Here is a 15,786-nt window from a genome sequence, read left to right on the forward strand (position 1 = left end):
CCACTTATCTATCGACAATAATCGTGCTGAGCGCGCAATTAAACCACTGGTCATTGGCAGAAAGAATTGGTTATTCTCGGCTACTCAAAATGGTGCTGACGCGAGCGCGATGCTTTACAGCATCGTCGAAACCGCGAAAGCCAACGGTCTTATCCTCTACGACTACATGGTCAAGTGCATGAATGAGCTGGCGAAAGCTGAGCCTGATATCAACGCACTCCTACCTTGGAACTTCAAACACTGACAAGTCGCCCCGTGGGTTCATGGGGCGTTTACGAAGTAGAAGTAGAAGTAGAAGTATAAATCACAAATTGATAAAGGAACGTTATCATGGCTACATCATACTCATCTATTCGAAGTGAAGTAAATACAGGCGATATAGTTTTATTTTCTGGCAAAGGACATTTTAGCAACATAATTAAACTAGGCTCGTTAAGTAAATGGTCCCATTGTGGATTAATTCTAAAGATACCTGAATACGATTTTGTTGCAATTTGGGAATCAACGACTCTAAGCAACATCAAGGATCTTGAATCAGGCAAACTGCGGAAAGGTGTACAACTTGTACCTCTGAGCGACAGAATCAACAAATATGATGGAGATATTGCTATTAGGCACCTAAAAGGGGCAGATCTTCCAACCAATGCTGTTAAGAAGTTGATGGACTTGAGAAAGGACCTTAGGGGGAAGTACTATGAAAAGAGCAAAGTAGAGTTGTTTAAAGCTGCATATGACGGACCGCTTGGAAAGAATCAAGAGGATTTATCATCAATTTTTTGTAGTGAACTGGTAGCAGAAGCATACCAAAGGTTAGGTTTAGTTTCAGAAAGTAAGCCTTCCAACGAATATACACCAGCTGATTTTTCCGATAAGCGAATGACGGATTTAAAAAACGAGTTCTATCTATCGGATGAAATTTTGATTAAAGATGCATAACGTAGTCCGTACAAAGCCCTAACAAACAATTTAAGAGTGATTCCCAACGCATGGCATTTTTCATTCCATCGTTGGGTTTCGTGTTTACGGTGGTCAGGGTAAGTTTCGTGGTAGCGTTGCTAACCCTTTAATTGGGCGTTATACATTCGGTCGTTTCAGTAAATGGAGTAAATAAAATTGATTAATTTTGAAAAAATAGCACCATATTTGGAAGACCCTCTAGTACTAATTGGATTCGTGGTATTCCTTCTATTTTCGTTCTGCCGTTATTTGATTAAACAAGGAATATTCCCCCAACTTAAGCAAAAAGGTGCGATAACTATTCTAAAGCTCATATTAAGTTATGGCTTTATAATTGGGATTGTCATTATCGGGCTTGGCTTTGGACTTAAATATAACGAGCTTAGTAAATCTGAGCAAAAGAGGGCTATTTCCCTGATATATTCAGAAATTGAAGCAAATAAGCACGTAGTTTCAGAGTTAAATAAAAATACTACAACCCTTTCAAATACATCAAAAACAATCTCGAACATATTGAGAGATGAACAGTTTAAGATCTTGAGTGGTTTATTTCCAAAGAAAAACTATATTGAAAACGTTAAATCAGATGAACTTCCAAATTTATATAATGAAAAAATGGATTGGCTAGAGAATAGTGGCTTATTAAATGATTCCGAAGAGGTAAGGAAATATCAGGAGGTTTGTGCTGCAATAGTAAGAACTGTGGATAAAACTCAGACTACGTTGGAATCTCTAGCTGATTTAAATGGTAAGAGGTATGTTGTAAGTGACTCAGCTTGGAAAGCCAATCTTGATGTTATTCGAAAAATTGACATTATTGATGTAACTGAGTTAGCTAAACTTTACTCTAAGATGGGGGAATTGCGTTCCGTTTACGATAGAGTTGCTAATATAGTTCCAGAGTATAATTCCAATATAAAGTCTTTTTGCTCGACTGAACTGCCCAGTAAACCTGAACTAAGTGCAACATTGGCATTAGAAAGAATAACATTTGCACTTATTGAATCTTATCAAAAAAAATTAAACGAACTAACTGTAGATATCAACGATGTTTTGGCTCGGCTACAAAATGTATAACAAGGCATTAAGCGGACTAAAATAGTTGGTTAGTTTCCGCTTCGCTCCACATTATAACCAACAATATTAGTCCGCTTAACGCGGAGTTAGGCATTTAAAAGGAAGATGAACTTGATAGATATTGATGCGGAAAAGAAAATAGCAGTGCTAATTGACGCAGAAAATGCTCAATATTCTGTATTGGATTCTGTTTTAAAGGAGCTTTCTAAACATGGACATATTTTGACCAAGAAAGCTTATGGAGACTGGAGTTCTGAATGTTTGAAAAACTGGAAGCAACCATTAAATGAATTAGCCATAAATCCAGTTCAGCAGTTTTCTTATACCCAAGGCAAAAACTCGTCAGATGCAGCAATGATAATTGATGCTATGGATCTGTTATATTCTAAAAAATATGATGCGTTTGCATTGGTTAGCAGTGATAGTGATTTTACTAAGCTAGCTTCACGGTTAAAAGAATCTGAGATTTATGTTTTTGGTGTGGGTAAAAAAATGACACCTGTTGCTTTTCGCAATGCGTGTGATGATTTCATGTATACCGAAGTTCTGAAAGAGAGATACACCCCAAAAGATGAAACTCCTTCTCTTGCATCAGCAGCTGAAAAGCCCAAGAAAAACGAATCTCGTGAAGTTCGTAAAAAGCTTCGCCAAGATACGAAGCTTTTGAATATATTGCGTGGTGCAGCTAGCGAATATCAAGATGAAGAGGGCTGGTCGTTTTTAGCTCACTGTGGAAGTTTGATAAAGCGTCAGTATCCAGATTTCAATTCAAAAAATTATGGTTTTAGTACTCTGAGTCAATTAGTAGAAGCGACTGAATTGTTCGAAATACATAAGAAATCTACAGATTCCGGCGCAACTCAAATATACATCAGGGACGCTCGAAAAAATGCCTAACGAAACGTTTAAGAGTGATTCACAACGTTTGGCATTTTTGCTTCTACTTCAATTTTAGTGTTTATGGCACAATTCTTTAGGTTTGGGTGGAGGCGTTGTTCACCCCTTAATTGGGCGTTATATTTTATTTGGGCAAAGGAGTGTTCAATGAATTTAGAAACATGGGCTATGTTCTTTCTAGCTTATTTAGTAGTCACTTTGGCTCCAGGACCAAATGTGCTTTTAGTTGTCAAAAATAGTGTCCAGTACGGGATTTGGTCATCATTTGCAACTGTGTTAGGAAACCTGTTTGTCAGCTTATAATTGTTGGTTTGGTAGCTATCGGCGTTGGGGAACTCCTCGCTCGTTTGCCAGCTTGGTTTCTAGTTATGAAGTGTGTGGGCGGATTGTACCTAATATACCTTGGTATTAAGAGCTTTAGGCAAACCAAGAAAATGGGCTTTACGCTTACAGGTGATGAATCAATAAAGCCCCAAAAAAGCTCAAGCTCATTGTTTAAAGAGGCATTTTTTGTTTCGGCAAGTAACCCCAAAACAATGGTGCTTCTGTCAGCATTTTTGCCGCAGTTTTTGGATACCACCCATCCTCACACAGAACAATTTACAATAATGTACCTATCGATCTGCGCTATCGTAGTTGGAGTACATTTAACTTATGTACTGGCAATCAACTTTATCAGTCGCAAATTGAAGGCTAGGGATTTCGAAAGCAAGTTGGACAAAATTACAGGTGGCTTGTTTATCAGTATGGGGGGGTGGGGTCTTGTTAAGTTCAAAGGCTTAAATATAACAAGCGCTTCAAGTCGATTCGTAACGCTTGGCGGTTATTGTGTTAATTTTGTTTGCGTGATTAAGGTTTAAAATTTGGCTTCGGTGGTGCGTAACTCACAACTTAAGCGTGCGTTTGGCTATTGTCTTCTTGTGAACCGCAATGAACGCCATTAAACTAAAATTCATTAAAAAACATATGCTTGATGTTGTTCCGCTTGTTCGCTGTTGTCCATTGAGATTCCTCTGTATATAATATTTTTGCTACATATACGCTACACAGGGATTGGACGTTATGGCACTGAAGCAAAAGATTACTAACACCACCATCAAGAATTTGACCATTGAGCAAGGTCGATTAAACGACACCGAAATCAGCGGATTTCATGCTCGTATCTCTCCAAAGGGTATTGTTAAATACTATCTCTATTATCGACTCAACGGTAAGCAACGAAATTTTCTGTTAGGTGCCGCGACTTCGTTAACGCCAGCGCAGGCTCGTGATTTAGTCAAAGAAAAAGCGGGTCAGGTTGCTAGTGGTGAGGATGTTCACGAAAGTCGGAATGAAACCAGAAAGCAAGAACAGCGCAAAGGCTTAACGCTAGAGCGTTTCTTGGAAGAGTACTACAAAGATTACTTAATTGGCCTTAACCCGAAACAAGCTGAAAAATCCTATATCTCGATTAAGAATGGCTTTGCTCATCTGGCGAAGAAGCCGATAGCAGATATCACCGCTTTCGAAGTTCAACAATGGGTAACAGAACGTAGCAAGTTGGGTCGTGCGCCTTCAACAATCACAAGTGTGTTTAACCGCTTTAAGGCTGCAATGAATCGTGCAGTTGAGTGGGAACTACTCGAAGGGCATAACCTTGATAAAGTGAAGCTTATTAAAAGAGATAACACTTTGGTTCGTTATCTTTCTAAAGAGCAAGAATCCGCACTATTCGAACAAATACAACAGCGTGATGAGCGTTTAAGGCAAGAGCAATGCAATAGAACGGATGTCATGCCAACAGAGCGTTACATTGATTATTTCGAACCTTTGATTGTCATGGCGGTGAATACTGGCATGCGAAAAGGTGAAATGCTCTCGTTACGTTGGGAGCACGTCTCAATGGAGAACCGTTATCTAACGATTAGCTCAGAGAATGCAAAGTCGAAGAAGAAACGGACGATTCCGCTTAATGATACGTTATATAACATGCTCGAGACTTGGCGCGAACAACATCCCGATACGGAACATGTCTTAGTTCATATGGGTAAATCCGTCGATTATTTTCAACATCCTTGGGAGCAAGTCTTAAAGGGATCAAAAATTGAGAACTTCCGGTTTCACGATTTACGTCATCACTTTGCCAGTAAGCTTGTCATGGCAGGAGTTGATTTAAATATCGTCCGTGAATTATTGGGACACTCAGATTTAAAAATGACACTCCGCTATGCTCATTTAGCCCCAGAGCAAAAAGCCGCAGCGATAAGCTTGATAGGCTAATCAATATTTGTTTGTGTGCCTGAAATGTGATGTTACAAAACGCATGGTAAATCATTGAGCTTAATGATCTAAGCAATGAGACTGAATAGTTTCCTTATGGCAATATTCACCACAATTTTTTAGTTGTGAGGAAACCATGCGCCCATTTTTATCTTTGTTGTTAGTTTCACTTTTGTCTGGCTGTGCCGCGTCTGTCGATATAACCCATCCGGAGCCTAGAGTCGTAGAGAATCGTTTTATAACCGATAAAGGGTATGATTACGCTTGGACAAGAGTGGTTGATTGGTTTGCTGAACACCATATCACAATCGATAAACTTGATAAGCAGTCGGGTATTGTCACAGCTAAGCACAGATTAACAGTAGATAATGGTGAAGCTTTATGTGGTCAAGTCGTAGGGACTGGTACATATCAAATCCTGAGTTCTGATAGAACATTATCTTTGAATGTGTTGGTTCGTGAACAAGAGGATAACTCTGCTACTGTGCAAATGAACCTGAACGGCGAAATAGTGGTTCGTGCTCGCAATTGGGATACTGGAGCTAACATCAGTACAAGGGGGCATTGTGTGAGTACAGGTAAACTTGAAAGGTCATTATCAACATATGTAAATTAATGTAGCCTTCGGGTTTTCCATGCCGATCTATTGGTTGCGGTGCTGTTGCATACTGTTGTTATATGCAGTATTTTGGTGGTCATATTTAGTAGCAAGGAGTGCTAAAAGTGACCCTAATTCAACGGCAGTTTGTCAGGCTTGAAGAGATCGCAAGTAAAACGCACTTAACAAAATGGGATGTGTTGGGTGCGATTGAAGAGGGAAACCTTCAATTGTGTGCTTGGGTTGATGAAACCAACTTTGGAGCATTATTTAGAGTAGATGGGCAAAGAGCTGTCGCTGCTGTATTCGACTATGCAGGGGTTGTAAAACTTAACCCTCAGGATTCCAAGCGGTTTGCTATTACTTTGAAAAAGCATGGCACTAATTTTTGCGCCGTTCTTCAACCGTCGAATATTCGCAATTGGCGTTCGGTTCCTCAAGTGTTTGGCAAACCCGATGTGTTAGATATCCACTATTCAGAGACAATGCCGCCAAAGGCTAAACAGGGTACTGCTGCCTATACAAAGCTTGCTGTTGTACCGAATTTTGCTAGCAGCGTGCATAAGTTTTGTGAGCTTTACGCTGACCTTTTCCCATCTGAATCTCAGTCTACGTCAGTTCAAAACCTGCTTAATAAGAATCCTGTAAATAAATCGTATCTAAAAAGCTATCCCATCCAAATTCAACCAGAGCATTTAAGGTTGAACCTAGATGACATTGCCAAAGTGTTTGGTCATGACTCAATCCGAGCTTTTAACGCTCCAACCAAGGAAAGACAGGTTGCGCAGTGCAATTCTAATGCGTTAGTTCAACCGTTAGGCAACGCTCAAGGCAGTACCGTAACGCATTACGTTAACCCTAACGTTAGTACTTCAACGGTTACCCATAATCGGTTGGATTCGGTTAAACCAACGGTTAGTAGTGTTAAGTTAACCGAAGGTACGAGTACTGAAATAAGCGCTCCAACCGTGAATTCATTGGCTGGAGCGTTGGATTTAACGCATCCCGTGTCTCAAATCGTCTATCGCGTACTGCAAGAATATCCTCAGATTAGGGCGGGTAAAGTGTGGAATTTAATCAGACAAGATGTGAATCTACACACTAACCGACACTATGATACGGACTCTGTGATTGATGAGATGACCCAAGATGACATGAGTTGGTTTGGTAAAGGAGATACAGAAAACAGAATGTCTTACCTGTCGTTTAGAAAGAACATCGTAGCGGACGTAAATGCAGTTTTAAAAAGGGCAAAATAAAACGTCGTCGTGAGCGTCGTTGATTTCGTCATATGCCGTTTTGAGTCGATAAATTTGAATCTCCATCAACACAAAGAGATTTCAATATGTCAGACGTTAACATTGATAAACGAGCATACACAGAGCAAGAAACAGCGACGTACATCGGTATGAGCCGTTCTTTTTTACGCCAAAGCAGAATGGAAGGACACCGAAAGAATCGCACAGTTGCGCCACCTTTTATCAAGATTGGTCGAGCGGTTCGATATTTAAAGCAGGATTTAGACCGCTGGTTAGAGAGTCATAGAAAGCTCGATAACCTAGCTCAAGGAGGTGATTACTATGGTTAATCTCACTCCTGAACAAATGACGCTGCTTACATGGATGAAAGACGGCAATAAATTTAATCGCTGCTCAGACTATGGTCCACAAAATGGTGCTATACGTGAGCGCCGAAAAATGCCCATCAAACTCCATCTCAAAACATTGGATAAGCTACTTCAACACGGCTTGATTCAATATAAGTCTTATCACACGTTTGGTTTACGGTGGGATGAGTTTCGAATCACTTCGAAGGGGAGGTTGGCGGTATGCTAGACGTTATCAACCTTACTTCGGTTGATAGAGATGACAAAGCCTTTGTTCAGCAAAGGCTTTGTTGCTTTCCCGAAGCGATTCAACGAATACTACTCACTGCGTATCTTTCCCACTCCAGCAAATTTGCACGAAATAGCTATTTGAGAGTGACGGTGGATGCCATTAGTCGCAAGCTCTTTATTCCATTGGCAGAGTTAAAGATCAATGTGTCAGAAGATGACTTGAGAGAGCAATCTAAACACTATGCTCAGTCTGCTTTAACGCTTAGGCGACAATACTTGAACGACTCGCTAGCGATTGACAGCGTTCGTTCTTTGGTGCGTTCCCGTGGTGTTAATCCCGCACTCAGTTTCAGCCTTACAGGTGAGCTTGCTCGCTATGGCGATAAGAACTGGTGGTTGAGAAAATTAAGGAAAGCACTCAGGCAGAATATTGAAGCTGTGCTTCACCACTTGAACCAAGTAAACAAAAAGAAAAGCCTTTACTGCTCTAACCCAACACTCAACGCTCGAATCGCGCAAAAGCAATATCAGCAAGAGTGGCTTGCCAATACGATTGCGACAAATGAACTAGGACAAAGCTTTTCGTTACTCGAACTCAGTCAAAAGGGCGTTGCCGATCCTAAAATCCGTAAAGGTGAGCTTATGATGCGAGCAAGAGGCTTTGAAGACTTGGCAAAAAGTATGAACCATGAAGCCGCTTTTTTGACTTTTACGTGTCCATCAAAATATCACCGTGCTTACGCGACATCAGGACACGAAAACCCAAAGTGGGGCGGGTTTACACCGTTGGACGGACAGAGATACTTAAACAAGCAATGGGTACTGGTTCGCTCAAAGCTGAATCGTTTAGGTGTGCGCTTTTATGGGTTTCGAGTCGTGGAGCCTCAACACGATGGCACACCGCATTGGCACTTGCTTTTGTTTGTGGAGGCGAACCAATATCAAACGTTGATTGAAGTGATGAAGGACTATGCGCTTAGAGAAGACGGTGATGAGAAGGGTGCGAGTAAGCATCGTTTCACTGAAGTAAAAATAGACCCAGCTAAGGGCAGTGCGACGGGTTACATCGCTAAATATATTTCTAAGAATATCGACGGTGCAGATTTAGATTCTGGTATCTATGGTGAAGATCCAATAGATGCGGCCGCCAGGGTAGATGCGTGGGCATCATGTTGGGGTATTCGCCAGTTTCAACAGTTAGGCGGTTGTTCTATCACGGTGTGGCGTGAACTTCGTCGATTGAAGAGTACGCAAAATCTTCCTGAGCAGGTTAAGGCTATCTTTGAGGCTGCGGACAGTGGAGATTGGAAAAGCTTCTTAGAGTTGATGGGAGGCGTGTTCTGTCATCGAAAAGATCAGTTAGTGCAGCCTTACTATGAGCTAAGTGTTGATACTAATACAGGGGTGGTGAAAACGACGGCGTACAGTGATGAAGAGTTAACGACGGTACTCAAAGGGGTGTTTGCTATTGGGAAAGCGATTGTGACTCGCTCGTTGCAGTGGCGCTTTGAATCAAAGCTCGCGCGAGCTTTTTAACTTGGAGTTCTGTGAATAACTGTATTTTTAATCGATATTTAATCAAGCTAGGTAATTAGCTTCAAGATAGTCCAGATTGACGATGCTCTAACAAAAAACTTACTGGCAGTTGATACTCTTTTTATATCAGAGTTACACGTAAATAATGCCCAGAAATGGCTTTTAGGTGTGTATTTCAATCAACAGTGGAGAAAGCATGTTTAACGCAGTTCGTGGATGGTTTGGTGAGAAGAAAACAGCAGTCAATATGTGGGTGTCACTCAATACGAACACTTACCAACGATTTCATGACGTGTATATTCCTACCTTCAATGGTACAGCGCAAATCGACCACTTGCTGATATCGCCATTTGGGGTGTTTATTGTTGAAACGAAAAACTTCAAAGGCTGGGTTTTTGGTGACGAAAAAGCAGCTCAGTGGACTCAATCACTTTACGGGAAAAAGTATCGTTTTCAAAACCCGTTGAGGCAAACTTACCGCCAAAAGAAAGCGTTAGCTGCGTATTTTGATATTGATGAACAGTTAATCAAAACCGTGGTGTACTTTACTGGTGATTGTAAGCTTAAGACAGAGTTACCCGCGAATGTTTTAGACCGTGGGTTAGGGCGGCATATTAAACGTTTTAAGAATGTTGTTTTATCTGAAAGCGAAATGGATGGCTTGCTGCGTAAAGTACATCAACATACTGATAGCTGCACCACTACCAACCGCCAGCATGTAAAAGCACTTCGTTCTCGCCATAATTCAACGAATGCGTGCCCAAAATGTGGCTCTGAACTTGTTGAGCGAATCGCTCGAAGTGGTGCGAATGCAGGGAATAAATTTCTAGGTTGCCAAAGCTTTCCAAAATGTCGATTTATTAAGAGTTAACCATGTCTAATCGTTTTGCTACTGTTTATATACTTGAGAATCCTACATCGAATAGAGTAAAAGTAGGGCTTACTGGCATAGGGTGTAATGATCCTGATGGGCGCCTTAAAGATGTTAATGATAAGTGGTTGTCGATAAAAGCGACCTGTCAGATATGTGGGAGCCGACGAAAGATCACTCGAGAAAGGCTGATTCCCGAGCATGTGACAAATGGGCGAATCTGTTATGGGGGGATGCGCTTACCTTTTGAAAAAGAAACAAAACTTGCGCGGAACCACTTGAATGAATTGAATGTCCAGCTTAGTAGTTTATCTGGCACGGCCAAAAGCTCTGTCACTAGACAGATTAACTCCCTTGAGAAGCGTTTACGTATTTTTAGTGATTACGAGCAACCAAGGGGGCTTTGGTACATTAATACACTATATCGCACTAAATGTGCTGAGATAGTAGAGAAGAAAGCCCATGAAAGGTTATCAAAGTGTCTAGACCATTCAGCTCCTTTTGGTGAGGTTTTTCATTGCTCAGTAGCGGACGCAAGATTGGCGATAGAGGGTATTCTGGAGAATATGGAGATTGATGACGTGAGCAAAGAGATAGGGTTTGCATACACGTCATCTGATTTTGGACAATGCCCGATCTGTGATAATAATTTGACAAAAGCAAGAATTTGCCCGAACTGCACTCAAATACGATTAGACAATTTATAAGCTCACTTTTATAAGGATCTGACCCCAATACTTCTCCTAGTACAGCTTTATGTCGATTTAGCCTTGTTTTCATTAACACTTTTTGGGTTGAGTGATTGCCTAATATTTCTCGAGTGTGATAATTACGACATATACAACTAGTTTTGCATGAGTGGTTATATGCGAGAAAAAGAGAAAATTGCGCTGTTTATCGATGCGGATAATGCTCCTTCAGCCAAAATAGAAGAAGTACTATCTGAGTTGGCACGATACGGTGTAGTTAATATTAGGAAAGCTTACGGTAATTGGACGAACCCAACCCTTAAATATTGGCAAGAAGTACTCCACGAATTTGCGATTCAGCCGGTTCAGCAATTTGACCTCATAAAGGGCAAAAATGCGACTGATATGGCTTTAGTTATCGATGTAATGGACATTCTTTATACTAAAGATATCGACGTTATATGCTTAGTTTCATCTGATTGTGATTTTACGCCGTTGGTTACACGGGCACTAGCTGATGGGAAGTTTGTCATCGGTTTTGGGGAGCGGAAAGCCGTTCTTCCATTTGTTAACAGTTGCTCACGTTTTCTCTATCTAGACGATGATAAAGAAGAGCAACCAGTTCAGAAGAAAGCTGGAAACATCAAGGGTGACACACGCCTCATTAATTTATTGAGGCAAGCCATAGAAGCAGTAGAAGAAGATGACGGTTGGGCCATGCTCGGGCCGATAGGTACTCATATATCTAACCATGCTTCGTTTGATCAGAGAAACTATGGGTTTAAAAAGTTAAGTGACCTATTTCAATCTATCGATCTGTTTGAAATGAAAAAGACAAATAGTTCAGTTTTATGGGTTCGGGATAAAAAGAAAACAAAGAAGTTAGCTTGTAAATGAGCTAATGGTTTTTGTTAATAGAAGAGAAGAAGGGTAATTTCTCTACCATGCTTATGCCCCTTTTCGAGTTAGTGCTTCTATCCTACTCTTTCTAGGTGTAGCGAATTGACCTACTTTTTCTAATCTGCATAGTGTCTGCTGAAGTAGGGTCGTACCAAAGTTTGGGCCGAGCAGCTTGGTAAGTTTTAGGAGTATAAGCGGATAACCGATATGGATATAGAGAAAGCATTAACAGAGCATTTTGATGGTAAAAGCAAAATTAAGGTTAACAAGTTTAACTATGAAAACCTTTTTATACCTCAACCAGATGAAGTGAATTGGTCACTTGGTTTTAATCCAACTATTAGAACAAGCGTAAACACGATAAGTAAATTACTTGATATACCAGCGCCTGTTAGTAACAGCACTTTAGATAATTTTCATAGGATCGGGGTGGCTTCTACGAGTGCCATTAAGGTCTATGAGTTTTTGTTTAAGCAATTAGATGTTCCAGAACCGATACTCAAAGAAGTTATTTCAAGAAAGCCAATTAGTAGCTTTGACTATACGGCTGTGTGGGACCTTAATGTTCATATTATCCAACCTATAATCGAACCAATCTATCCAAATTCGTACCTAATGAAGTTTCTTAGAGATAGGGTTGAAGTAGAAAAGTCGGCTTTACAAAATACGAAGAAAAAAACTACCCCTCATGAAAAAGGGATAGAATATATCCACCATACCCTTCAAAATACACAATTAACTCAGGCTGAACTAGAGTACTTAATCTCCTTGATTCCAAGTTTAGTTGAACTGAACTCCATTTCAGATTTAACTTATGATGATAGAAAAAGCCTAATTACCTATAAGCTCGATTTCTACTTATCTCTAATTGCCGCAATAGACGTAACTATAATAAATAAATGGCTTAGCGAGCATGGTGACAAGTTTGAATTGCCTGATTGTGGCATTTTTGGAGAAATATTTCGATGCGAAGGGAAGTGCCACTTTGAGCAATTTCTAAGATATATAGCAGCAATAACTGAAGTAAAAATTGGGTCACTAGCAGTACATATTGAAATAGAACGAAATGATACTGGTCAAGGTGTCACCCTTGATGAAGCAAAAAAAAATAGGCTAAAAGAGTGGAGAAAGGGTAAAACAAAACCGACTTTTCCAACATTATTATCATTTTTAGAAAATGCAGTAACAGCCGGGGCCTATGATTTTTCGATCGCTGGTAGCTTATGCATAATGTTAGATCGATATAAAGCAGGATTAAATGATAGTTGCTGGGGTGAGTTAATCAATATTGATTATTATGTGAAGCATTACGAATTTCATTTAAACAAGGCAGCAGGAGATTAGCTGCCTTAATTTAATTGCTATTTTCTAGGTGGGTTATTCCCGCGCCCTCTTCCTGACGGGTTTCCTGATTTGCTAGGCCCGTTTGGTGGTGTTAGATTACTCATAATTAATCCTCCCAACATTCTGGTCGTTCTTCTTCACCGCGAGATTGCCAATAGGCATCGTTGTTCGGGTTAAGTTGATCTGAATGGTTATCGAGATCATCTTGAGTTGGTTCATAATCACTATTGAATCCTGACATGATTTATTCCTTTGTTAGTTGTATTGAGACCTTGTTGTCTTCAAGAGCAACTATGCCTATATAAGTTCAGGATTAAAAAGGGGGGCCGGAGCCCAAGTTTAGTCAAAATTAAAGTCGAGTCACCTGACACGGTTATGCCCCAAGATGAGTTACAGCCGCGCATTGCGCCAATGAAAGTAAGCGGACTTTCCCCTAAATTATCTCATGAGTTCTCACCATACAGCATAGTTACAACTGTTCGTTTTCTTTCATAACTATGCACTAGCAGCCTAACAACTTGGTTTAAAAATTTGAGACGAAAGTGTGGGGAAAACCCACCATAATTGATTTATTTAAAGGAAAAATAACTGGTAGTTTTACTCATAGATTTAGCAATACCTATAATTTTAAGGGAAAAAATTGTGAAGAAATTGAAACTACTAATCCCGCTCGCATTTGTTTGTGGCAGCTTTACCGTTAGCGCTCAGTCATATTTTACTGCTGAGATACCCGATATCGTCAGATACAAGGTAACTGAAGATGTCAAATATGGTGAGGGAGCAGTGCTAATAGATGGTAAGGAATCAATGAAAGATTTGGTCATGGATGTCTATTACCCAACGTCAGAAGCTGACGGTCCACGTGCTTCAGTAATCTTAACGCATGGTGGTAGTTGGCACCGTGGGCACCCACGAGTTCCATATGTTGGCTTGGGGTCACAGAGTACAACGATGAGCCAATACGCGATGCGTTATGCACAAGAAGGCTATGTCGCATTCACAATCCGTTATCGTGTGGCTACGGATAACCCCGCCAATGCGCCTTATGAAGGCTTTACGGAAGATGACTTAGAAACAGACTTCTTCAATACACCCCAAGCGATCGCACAGGGCAATGTTATACGCGCTCAAATGGGTTTGGAAATGTTTACCAACGATAACGTCGTAGACATTATGAAAAGTGCGGTTATCGCATCGGCAGAAGATCTGCGTACTGCAATACGTCACGTAAAAGATGCTAGCGATCAATATAATATTGACCCAGAAAAAATTGCGTTAGCAGGATTTTCGGCAGGGGCAGCTACATCAATTAACGTCGCATATGGCATGCAAGAAGAAGTTGCTGCTGTTGTCGTCAACTCAGGGTACCCTACTGTGTTCAATATGGAAAAGCTAATGACGAGCGCAGAAGGTATGCCACCAGCTCTAATTTTCCTAGCTCAGAATGATTATCCTGTTGTCGATATGGAAATTAAGCCATTCTTGAAGCACCTTGATAACTTAGGCGCAGAGTATGATTTTAACTGGATTCCTGGACTAGGGCACTTCTACCCATCAGGTTCAACTAGCCTTGGGAGCGATGGTTCACAAATGTCCATAGAACAGCGTTCTCTTCAGTTCTTAAATGACAAGCTAAGAAACTAATCTTGATAATTATCGGATATGAAGTGGCCAACTAAAGTTGGCTACTTTTTCTGTTCTAAATCTGCCTCATCCCTGATAATTTTACGTCAATACTCACCGAAATTTTTCGTAATCTATTTTTTATACTGCTTACTCTTATCCTTCTAGTTGTATAATATTTTAAAGTGCTATTCAGGGAGAGTGTTGTGTTTACTCACGATCAAGTAACAAGTTTTTGCTCCGTTTATGAGAACGGCTCATTCAGCGCGGGCGCCAGAGCGATGAATAGAGATCGTTCTACAGTTAGAGAACATATTTCGATAATGGAAGACAGCATCGCCGTACCACTGTTCGAAATAATTGGAAAGTCCGCTCACCCCACGGAAACGGCTCATAAACTCTACCCACGTGCACTTGTTTTAATCCGGCAGTTAAAAGAGTTCAATGCCGAAGCGATGGCGTCATTTGATGGCGAATTATCGTCAGTTTATATTTACTACGATGCAATCATTCCCTGCAACTTAATTGCATCTGTTGAAGAACAAATGTCCGTGCAATTCCCTCACATTCGTTTCCATTGGTTGCAGCGAAGTCGGCAAGAATCAATGGAGGACTTGGGCTCAGGAAAGGCTCATCTTGCACTGATGCCTGTGCTAAATCGTCTTTATCCAGAAGACGCGATTATTTTTACCAATTTAGGTAGTGTGAGGTTTAGTTTTTATGCCAGTGCAAATAGTAGGTTAGCCAAGCTAGATGAGGTTACGCGTCAGGATTTGCAAATGGAAAAACAATATATTGTCGAAAATCATCATTTAGCAAACCTTAATACAAGCAAGATATCACCGCACTATCATTTAGTGAGTAGTAATGATGTGCTTATCGCGTTGCTGAAAAAACAAGGATGGGCAATGTTACCGGATGAGGCCACTTTGCAATACTCTACGTCGAATCAGATAAAACGCATTGAGATAAAAGAACTGATCAATCGTTTCAACTTCAGTATTTGTACTTTCCATTCACCTGCAAACGAAGGTAACCCTATAATAGATGCTCTTAGACAGTCAGTGTATTCCTATGCCAAAAAATATCTTTCTTAGTATTGGCTTGTAATACGTAACTTAATAATAATGCTGTTAAGCTTCTTTAAGACATTCAGTTTTATTGAGTCAACGGAATTGGAGCAGAAGATCTAACAAGG

Annotated in this window: 19 protein-coding genes; 18 read left to right on the forward strand and 1 reads right to left on the reverse strand. The window is 40.5% G+C overall.

From position 1 onward, the window contains the following. From M9196_RS22825 to M9196_RS22900, 16 genes are all read left to right on the forward strand, one after another. On the forward strand, window positions 1–244 hold a 244-nt coding region (locus M9196_RS22825; protein WP_250619802.1), incomplete at its 5' end, for an IS66 family transposase. An 86-nt stretch (window positions 245–330) separates the two neighbouring features. Next, complete coding sequence (locus M9196_RS22830) at window positions 331–936, forward strand: C40 family peptidase (RefSeq protein ID WP_250619803.1); 606 nt, start codon at window positions 331–333, stop codon at window positions 934–936. A gap of 177 nt (window positions 937–1,113) precedes the next feature. After that, window positions 1,114–2,034, forward strand: coding sequence for a hypothetical protein (locus tag M9196_RS22835; RefSeq protein ID WP_250619804.1), 921 nt, complete (start codon window positions 1,114–1,116; stop codon window positions 2,032–2,034). A 105-nt stretch (window positions 2,035–2,139) separates the two neighbouring features. After that, window positions 2,140–2,931, forward strand: a complete 792-nt coding sequence (locus tag M9196_RS22840) for an NYN domain-containing protein (protein WP_250619805.1) — start codon at window positions 2,140–2,142, stop codon at window positions 2,929–2,931. Between the two features lie 147 nt (window positions 2,932–3,078). Next, window positions 3,079–3,234, forward strand: coding sequence for a hypothetical protein (locus M9196_RS22845; protein ID WP_250619806.1), 156 nt, complete (start codon window positions 3,079–3,081; stop codon window positions 3,232–3,234). A 44-nt stretch (window positions 3,235–3,278) separates the two neighbouring features. Next, the gene (locus M9196_RS22850) at window positions 3,279–3,791 is read left to right on the forward strand and encodes a LysE family translocator (RefSeq protein WP_250619807.1); all 513 of its coding nucleotides are present in this window, start codon (window positions 3,279–3,281) and stop codon (window positions 3,789–3,791) included. Window positions 3,792–3,993: 202 nt separating this feature from the next. Continuing rightward, window positions 3,994–5,190, forward strand: a complete 1,197-nt coding sequence (locus M9196_RS22855; protein WP_250619808.1) for a site-specific integrase — start codon at window positions 3,994–3,996, stop codon at window positions 5,188–5,190. 136 nt (window positions 5,191–5,326) lie between these two features. Then, window positions 5,327–5,806, forward strand: coding sequence for a hypothetical protein (locus M9196_RS22860; protein ID WP_250619809.1), 480 nt, complete (start codon window positions 5,327–5,329; stop codon window positions 5,804–5,806). A 107-nt stretch (window positions 5,807–5,913) separates the two neighbouring features. Next, window positions 5,914–7,047: a hypothetical protein gene (locus M9196_RS22865; RefSeq protein WP_250619810.1), complete on the forward strand. Its 1,134-nt coding sequence runs from the start codon at window positions 5,914–5,916 to the stop codon at window positions 7,045–7,047. Between the two features lie 86 nt (window positions 7,048–7,133). Next, a complete protein-coding gene (locus M9196_RS22870) occupies window positions 7,134–7,376 on the forward strand; it encodes a helix-turn-helix transcriptional regulator (RefSeq protein ID WP_250619811.1) in 243 nt (80 codons plus the stop codon). Continuing rightward, a complete protein-coding gene (locus tag M9196_RS22875; RefSeq protein ID WP_250619812.1) occupies window positions 7,369–7,623 on the forward strand; it encodes a hypothetical protein in 255 nt (84 codons plus the stop codon). Before M9196_RS22870 ends, M9196_RS22875 begins: the two co-directional genes overlap by 8 nt. Beyond that, entirely contained in the window at window positions 7,617–9,161 is a 1,545-nt protein-coding gene (locus M9196_RS22880; protein ID WP_250619813.1) for a replication endonuclease, read from the forward strand. The genes M9196_RS22875 and M9196_RS22880 overlap by 7 nt, the downstream gene beginning before the upstream one ends. 196 nt (window positions 9,162–9,357) lie before the next feature. Further along, window positions 9,358–10,032: a nuclease-related domain-containing protein gene (locus M9196_RS22885; RefSeq protein WP_250619814.1), complete on the forward strand. Its 675-nt coding sequence runs from the start codon at window positions 9,358–9,360 to the stop codon at window positions 10,030–10,032. Window positions 10,033–10,034: 2 nt separating this feature from the next. After that, the gene (locus tag M9196_RS22890) at window positions 10,035–10,739 is read left to right on the forward strand and encodes a hypothetical protein (protein WP_250619815.1); all 705 of its coding nucleotides are present in this window, start codon (window positions 10,035–10,037) and stop codon (window positions 10,737–10,739) included. A gap of 159 nt (window positions 10,740–10,898) precedes the next feature. After that, a complete protein-coding gene (locus M9196_RS22895; protein ID WP_250619816.1) occupies window positions 10,899–11,618 on the forward strand; it encodes an NYN domain-containing protein in 720 nt (239 codons plus the stop codon). Window positions 11,619–11,828: 210 nt separating this feature from the next. After that, entirely contained in the window at window positions 11,829–12,965 is a 1,137-nt protein-coding gene (locus tag M9196_RS22900) for a hypothetical protein (protein ID WP_250619817.1), read from the forward strand. 106 nt (window positions 12,966–13,071) lie between these two features. Here the strand turns inward: M9196_RS22900 and M9196_RS23590 are convergent, their stop codons facing one another. Continuing rightward, window positions 13,072–13,206 carry a hypothetical protein gene (locus tag M9196_RS23590; protein ID WP_284677260.1) on the reverse strand — a complete coding sequence of 45 codons (135 nt, stop codon included), beginning with the start codon at window positions 13,204–13,206 and terminating at the stop codon, window positions 13,072–13,074. A gap of 401 nt (window positions 13,207–13,607) precedes the next feature. Here M9196_RS23590 and M9196_RS22905 point away from each other — a divergent pair, with 401 nt between their 5' ends. Together M9196_RS22905 and M9196_RS23655 are read left to right on the forward strand one after the other, a co-directional pair. Then, entirely contained in the window at window positions 13,608–14,609 is a 1,002-nt protein-coding gene (locus M9196_RS22905; protein ID WP_250619818.1) for an alpha/beta hydrolase, read from the forward strand. Between the two features lie 185 nt (window positions 14,610–14,794). Beyond that, window positions 14,795–15,685: a LysR family transcriptional regulator gene (locus M9196_RS23655; RefSeq protein WP_250619819.1), complete on the forward strand. Its 891-nt coding sequence runs from the start codon at window positions 14,795–14,797 to the stop codon at window positions 15,683–15,685. The last annotated feature ends 101 nt before the right edge of the window (window positions 15,686–15,786 follow it).

The organism is Vibrio methylphosphonaticus (assembly GCF_023634655.1).
GTDB classification, from domain to species: Bacteria; Pseudomonadota; Gammaproteobacteria; order Enterobacterales; family Vibrionaceae; genus Vibrio; species Vibrio methylphosphonaticus.

What these genes read in the sequence shown, in the direction of transcription:
- M9196_RS22830 (WP_250619803.1), top strand. Translation starts at nt 331, where the DNA reads ATGGCTACATCATACTCATCTATTCGAAGTGAAGTAAATACAGGCGAT.
- M9196_RS22840 (WP_250619805.1), top strand. Translation starts at nt 2,140, where the DNA reads ATGAACTTGATAGATATTGATGCGGAAAAGAAAATAGCAGTGCTAATT.
- M9196_RS22845 (WP_250619806.1), top strand. Translation starts at nt 3,079, where the DNA reads ATGAATTTAGAAACATGGGCTATGTTCTTTCTAGCTTATTTAGTAGTC.
- M9196_RS22855 (WP_250619808.1), top strand. Translation starts at nt 3,994, where the DNA reads ATGGCACTGAAGCAAAAGATTACTAACACCACCATCAAGAATTTGACC.
- M9196_RS22860 (WP_250619809.1), top strand. Translation starts at nt 5,327, where the DNA reads ATGCGCCCATTTTTATCTTTGTTGTTAGTTTCACTTTTGTCTGGCTGT.
- M9196_RS22870 (WP_250619811.1), top strand. Translation starts at nt 7,134, where the DNA reads ATGTCAGACGTTAACATTGATAAACGAGCATACACAGAGCAAGAAACA.
- M9196_RS22875 (WP_250619812.1), top strand. Translation starts at nt 7,369, where the DNA reads ATGGTTAATCTCACTCCTGAACAAATGACGCTGCTTACATGGATGAAA.
- M9196_RS22880 (WP_250619813.1), top strand. Translation starts at nt 7,617, where the DNA reads ATGCTAGACGTTATCAACCTTACTTCGGTTGATAGAGATGACAAAGCC.
- M9196_RS22885 (WP_250619814.1), top strand. Translation starts at nt 9,358, where the DNA reads ATGTTTAACGCAGTTCGTGGATGGTTTGGTGAGAAGAAAACAGCAGTC.
- M9196_RS22890 (WP_250619815.1), top strand. Translation starts at nt 10,035, where the DNA reads ATGTCTAATCGTTTTGCTACTGTTTATATACTTGAGAATCCTACATCG.
- M9196_RS22895 (WP_250619816.1), top strand. Translation starts at nt 10,899, where the DNA reads ATGCGAGAAAAAGAGAAAATTGCGCTGTTTATCGATGCGGATAATGCT.
- M9196_RS22900 (WP_250619817.1), top strand. Translation starts at nt 11,829, where the DNA reads ATGGATATAGAGAAAGCATTAACAGAGCATTTTGATGGTAAAAGCAAA.
- M9196_RS23590 (WP_284677260.1), bottom strand. Translation starts at nt 13,206, where the DNA reads ATGTCAGGATTCAATAGTGATTATGAACCAACTCAAGATGATCTCGAT.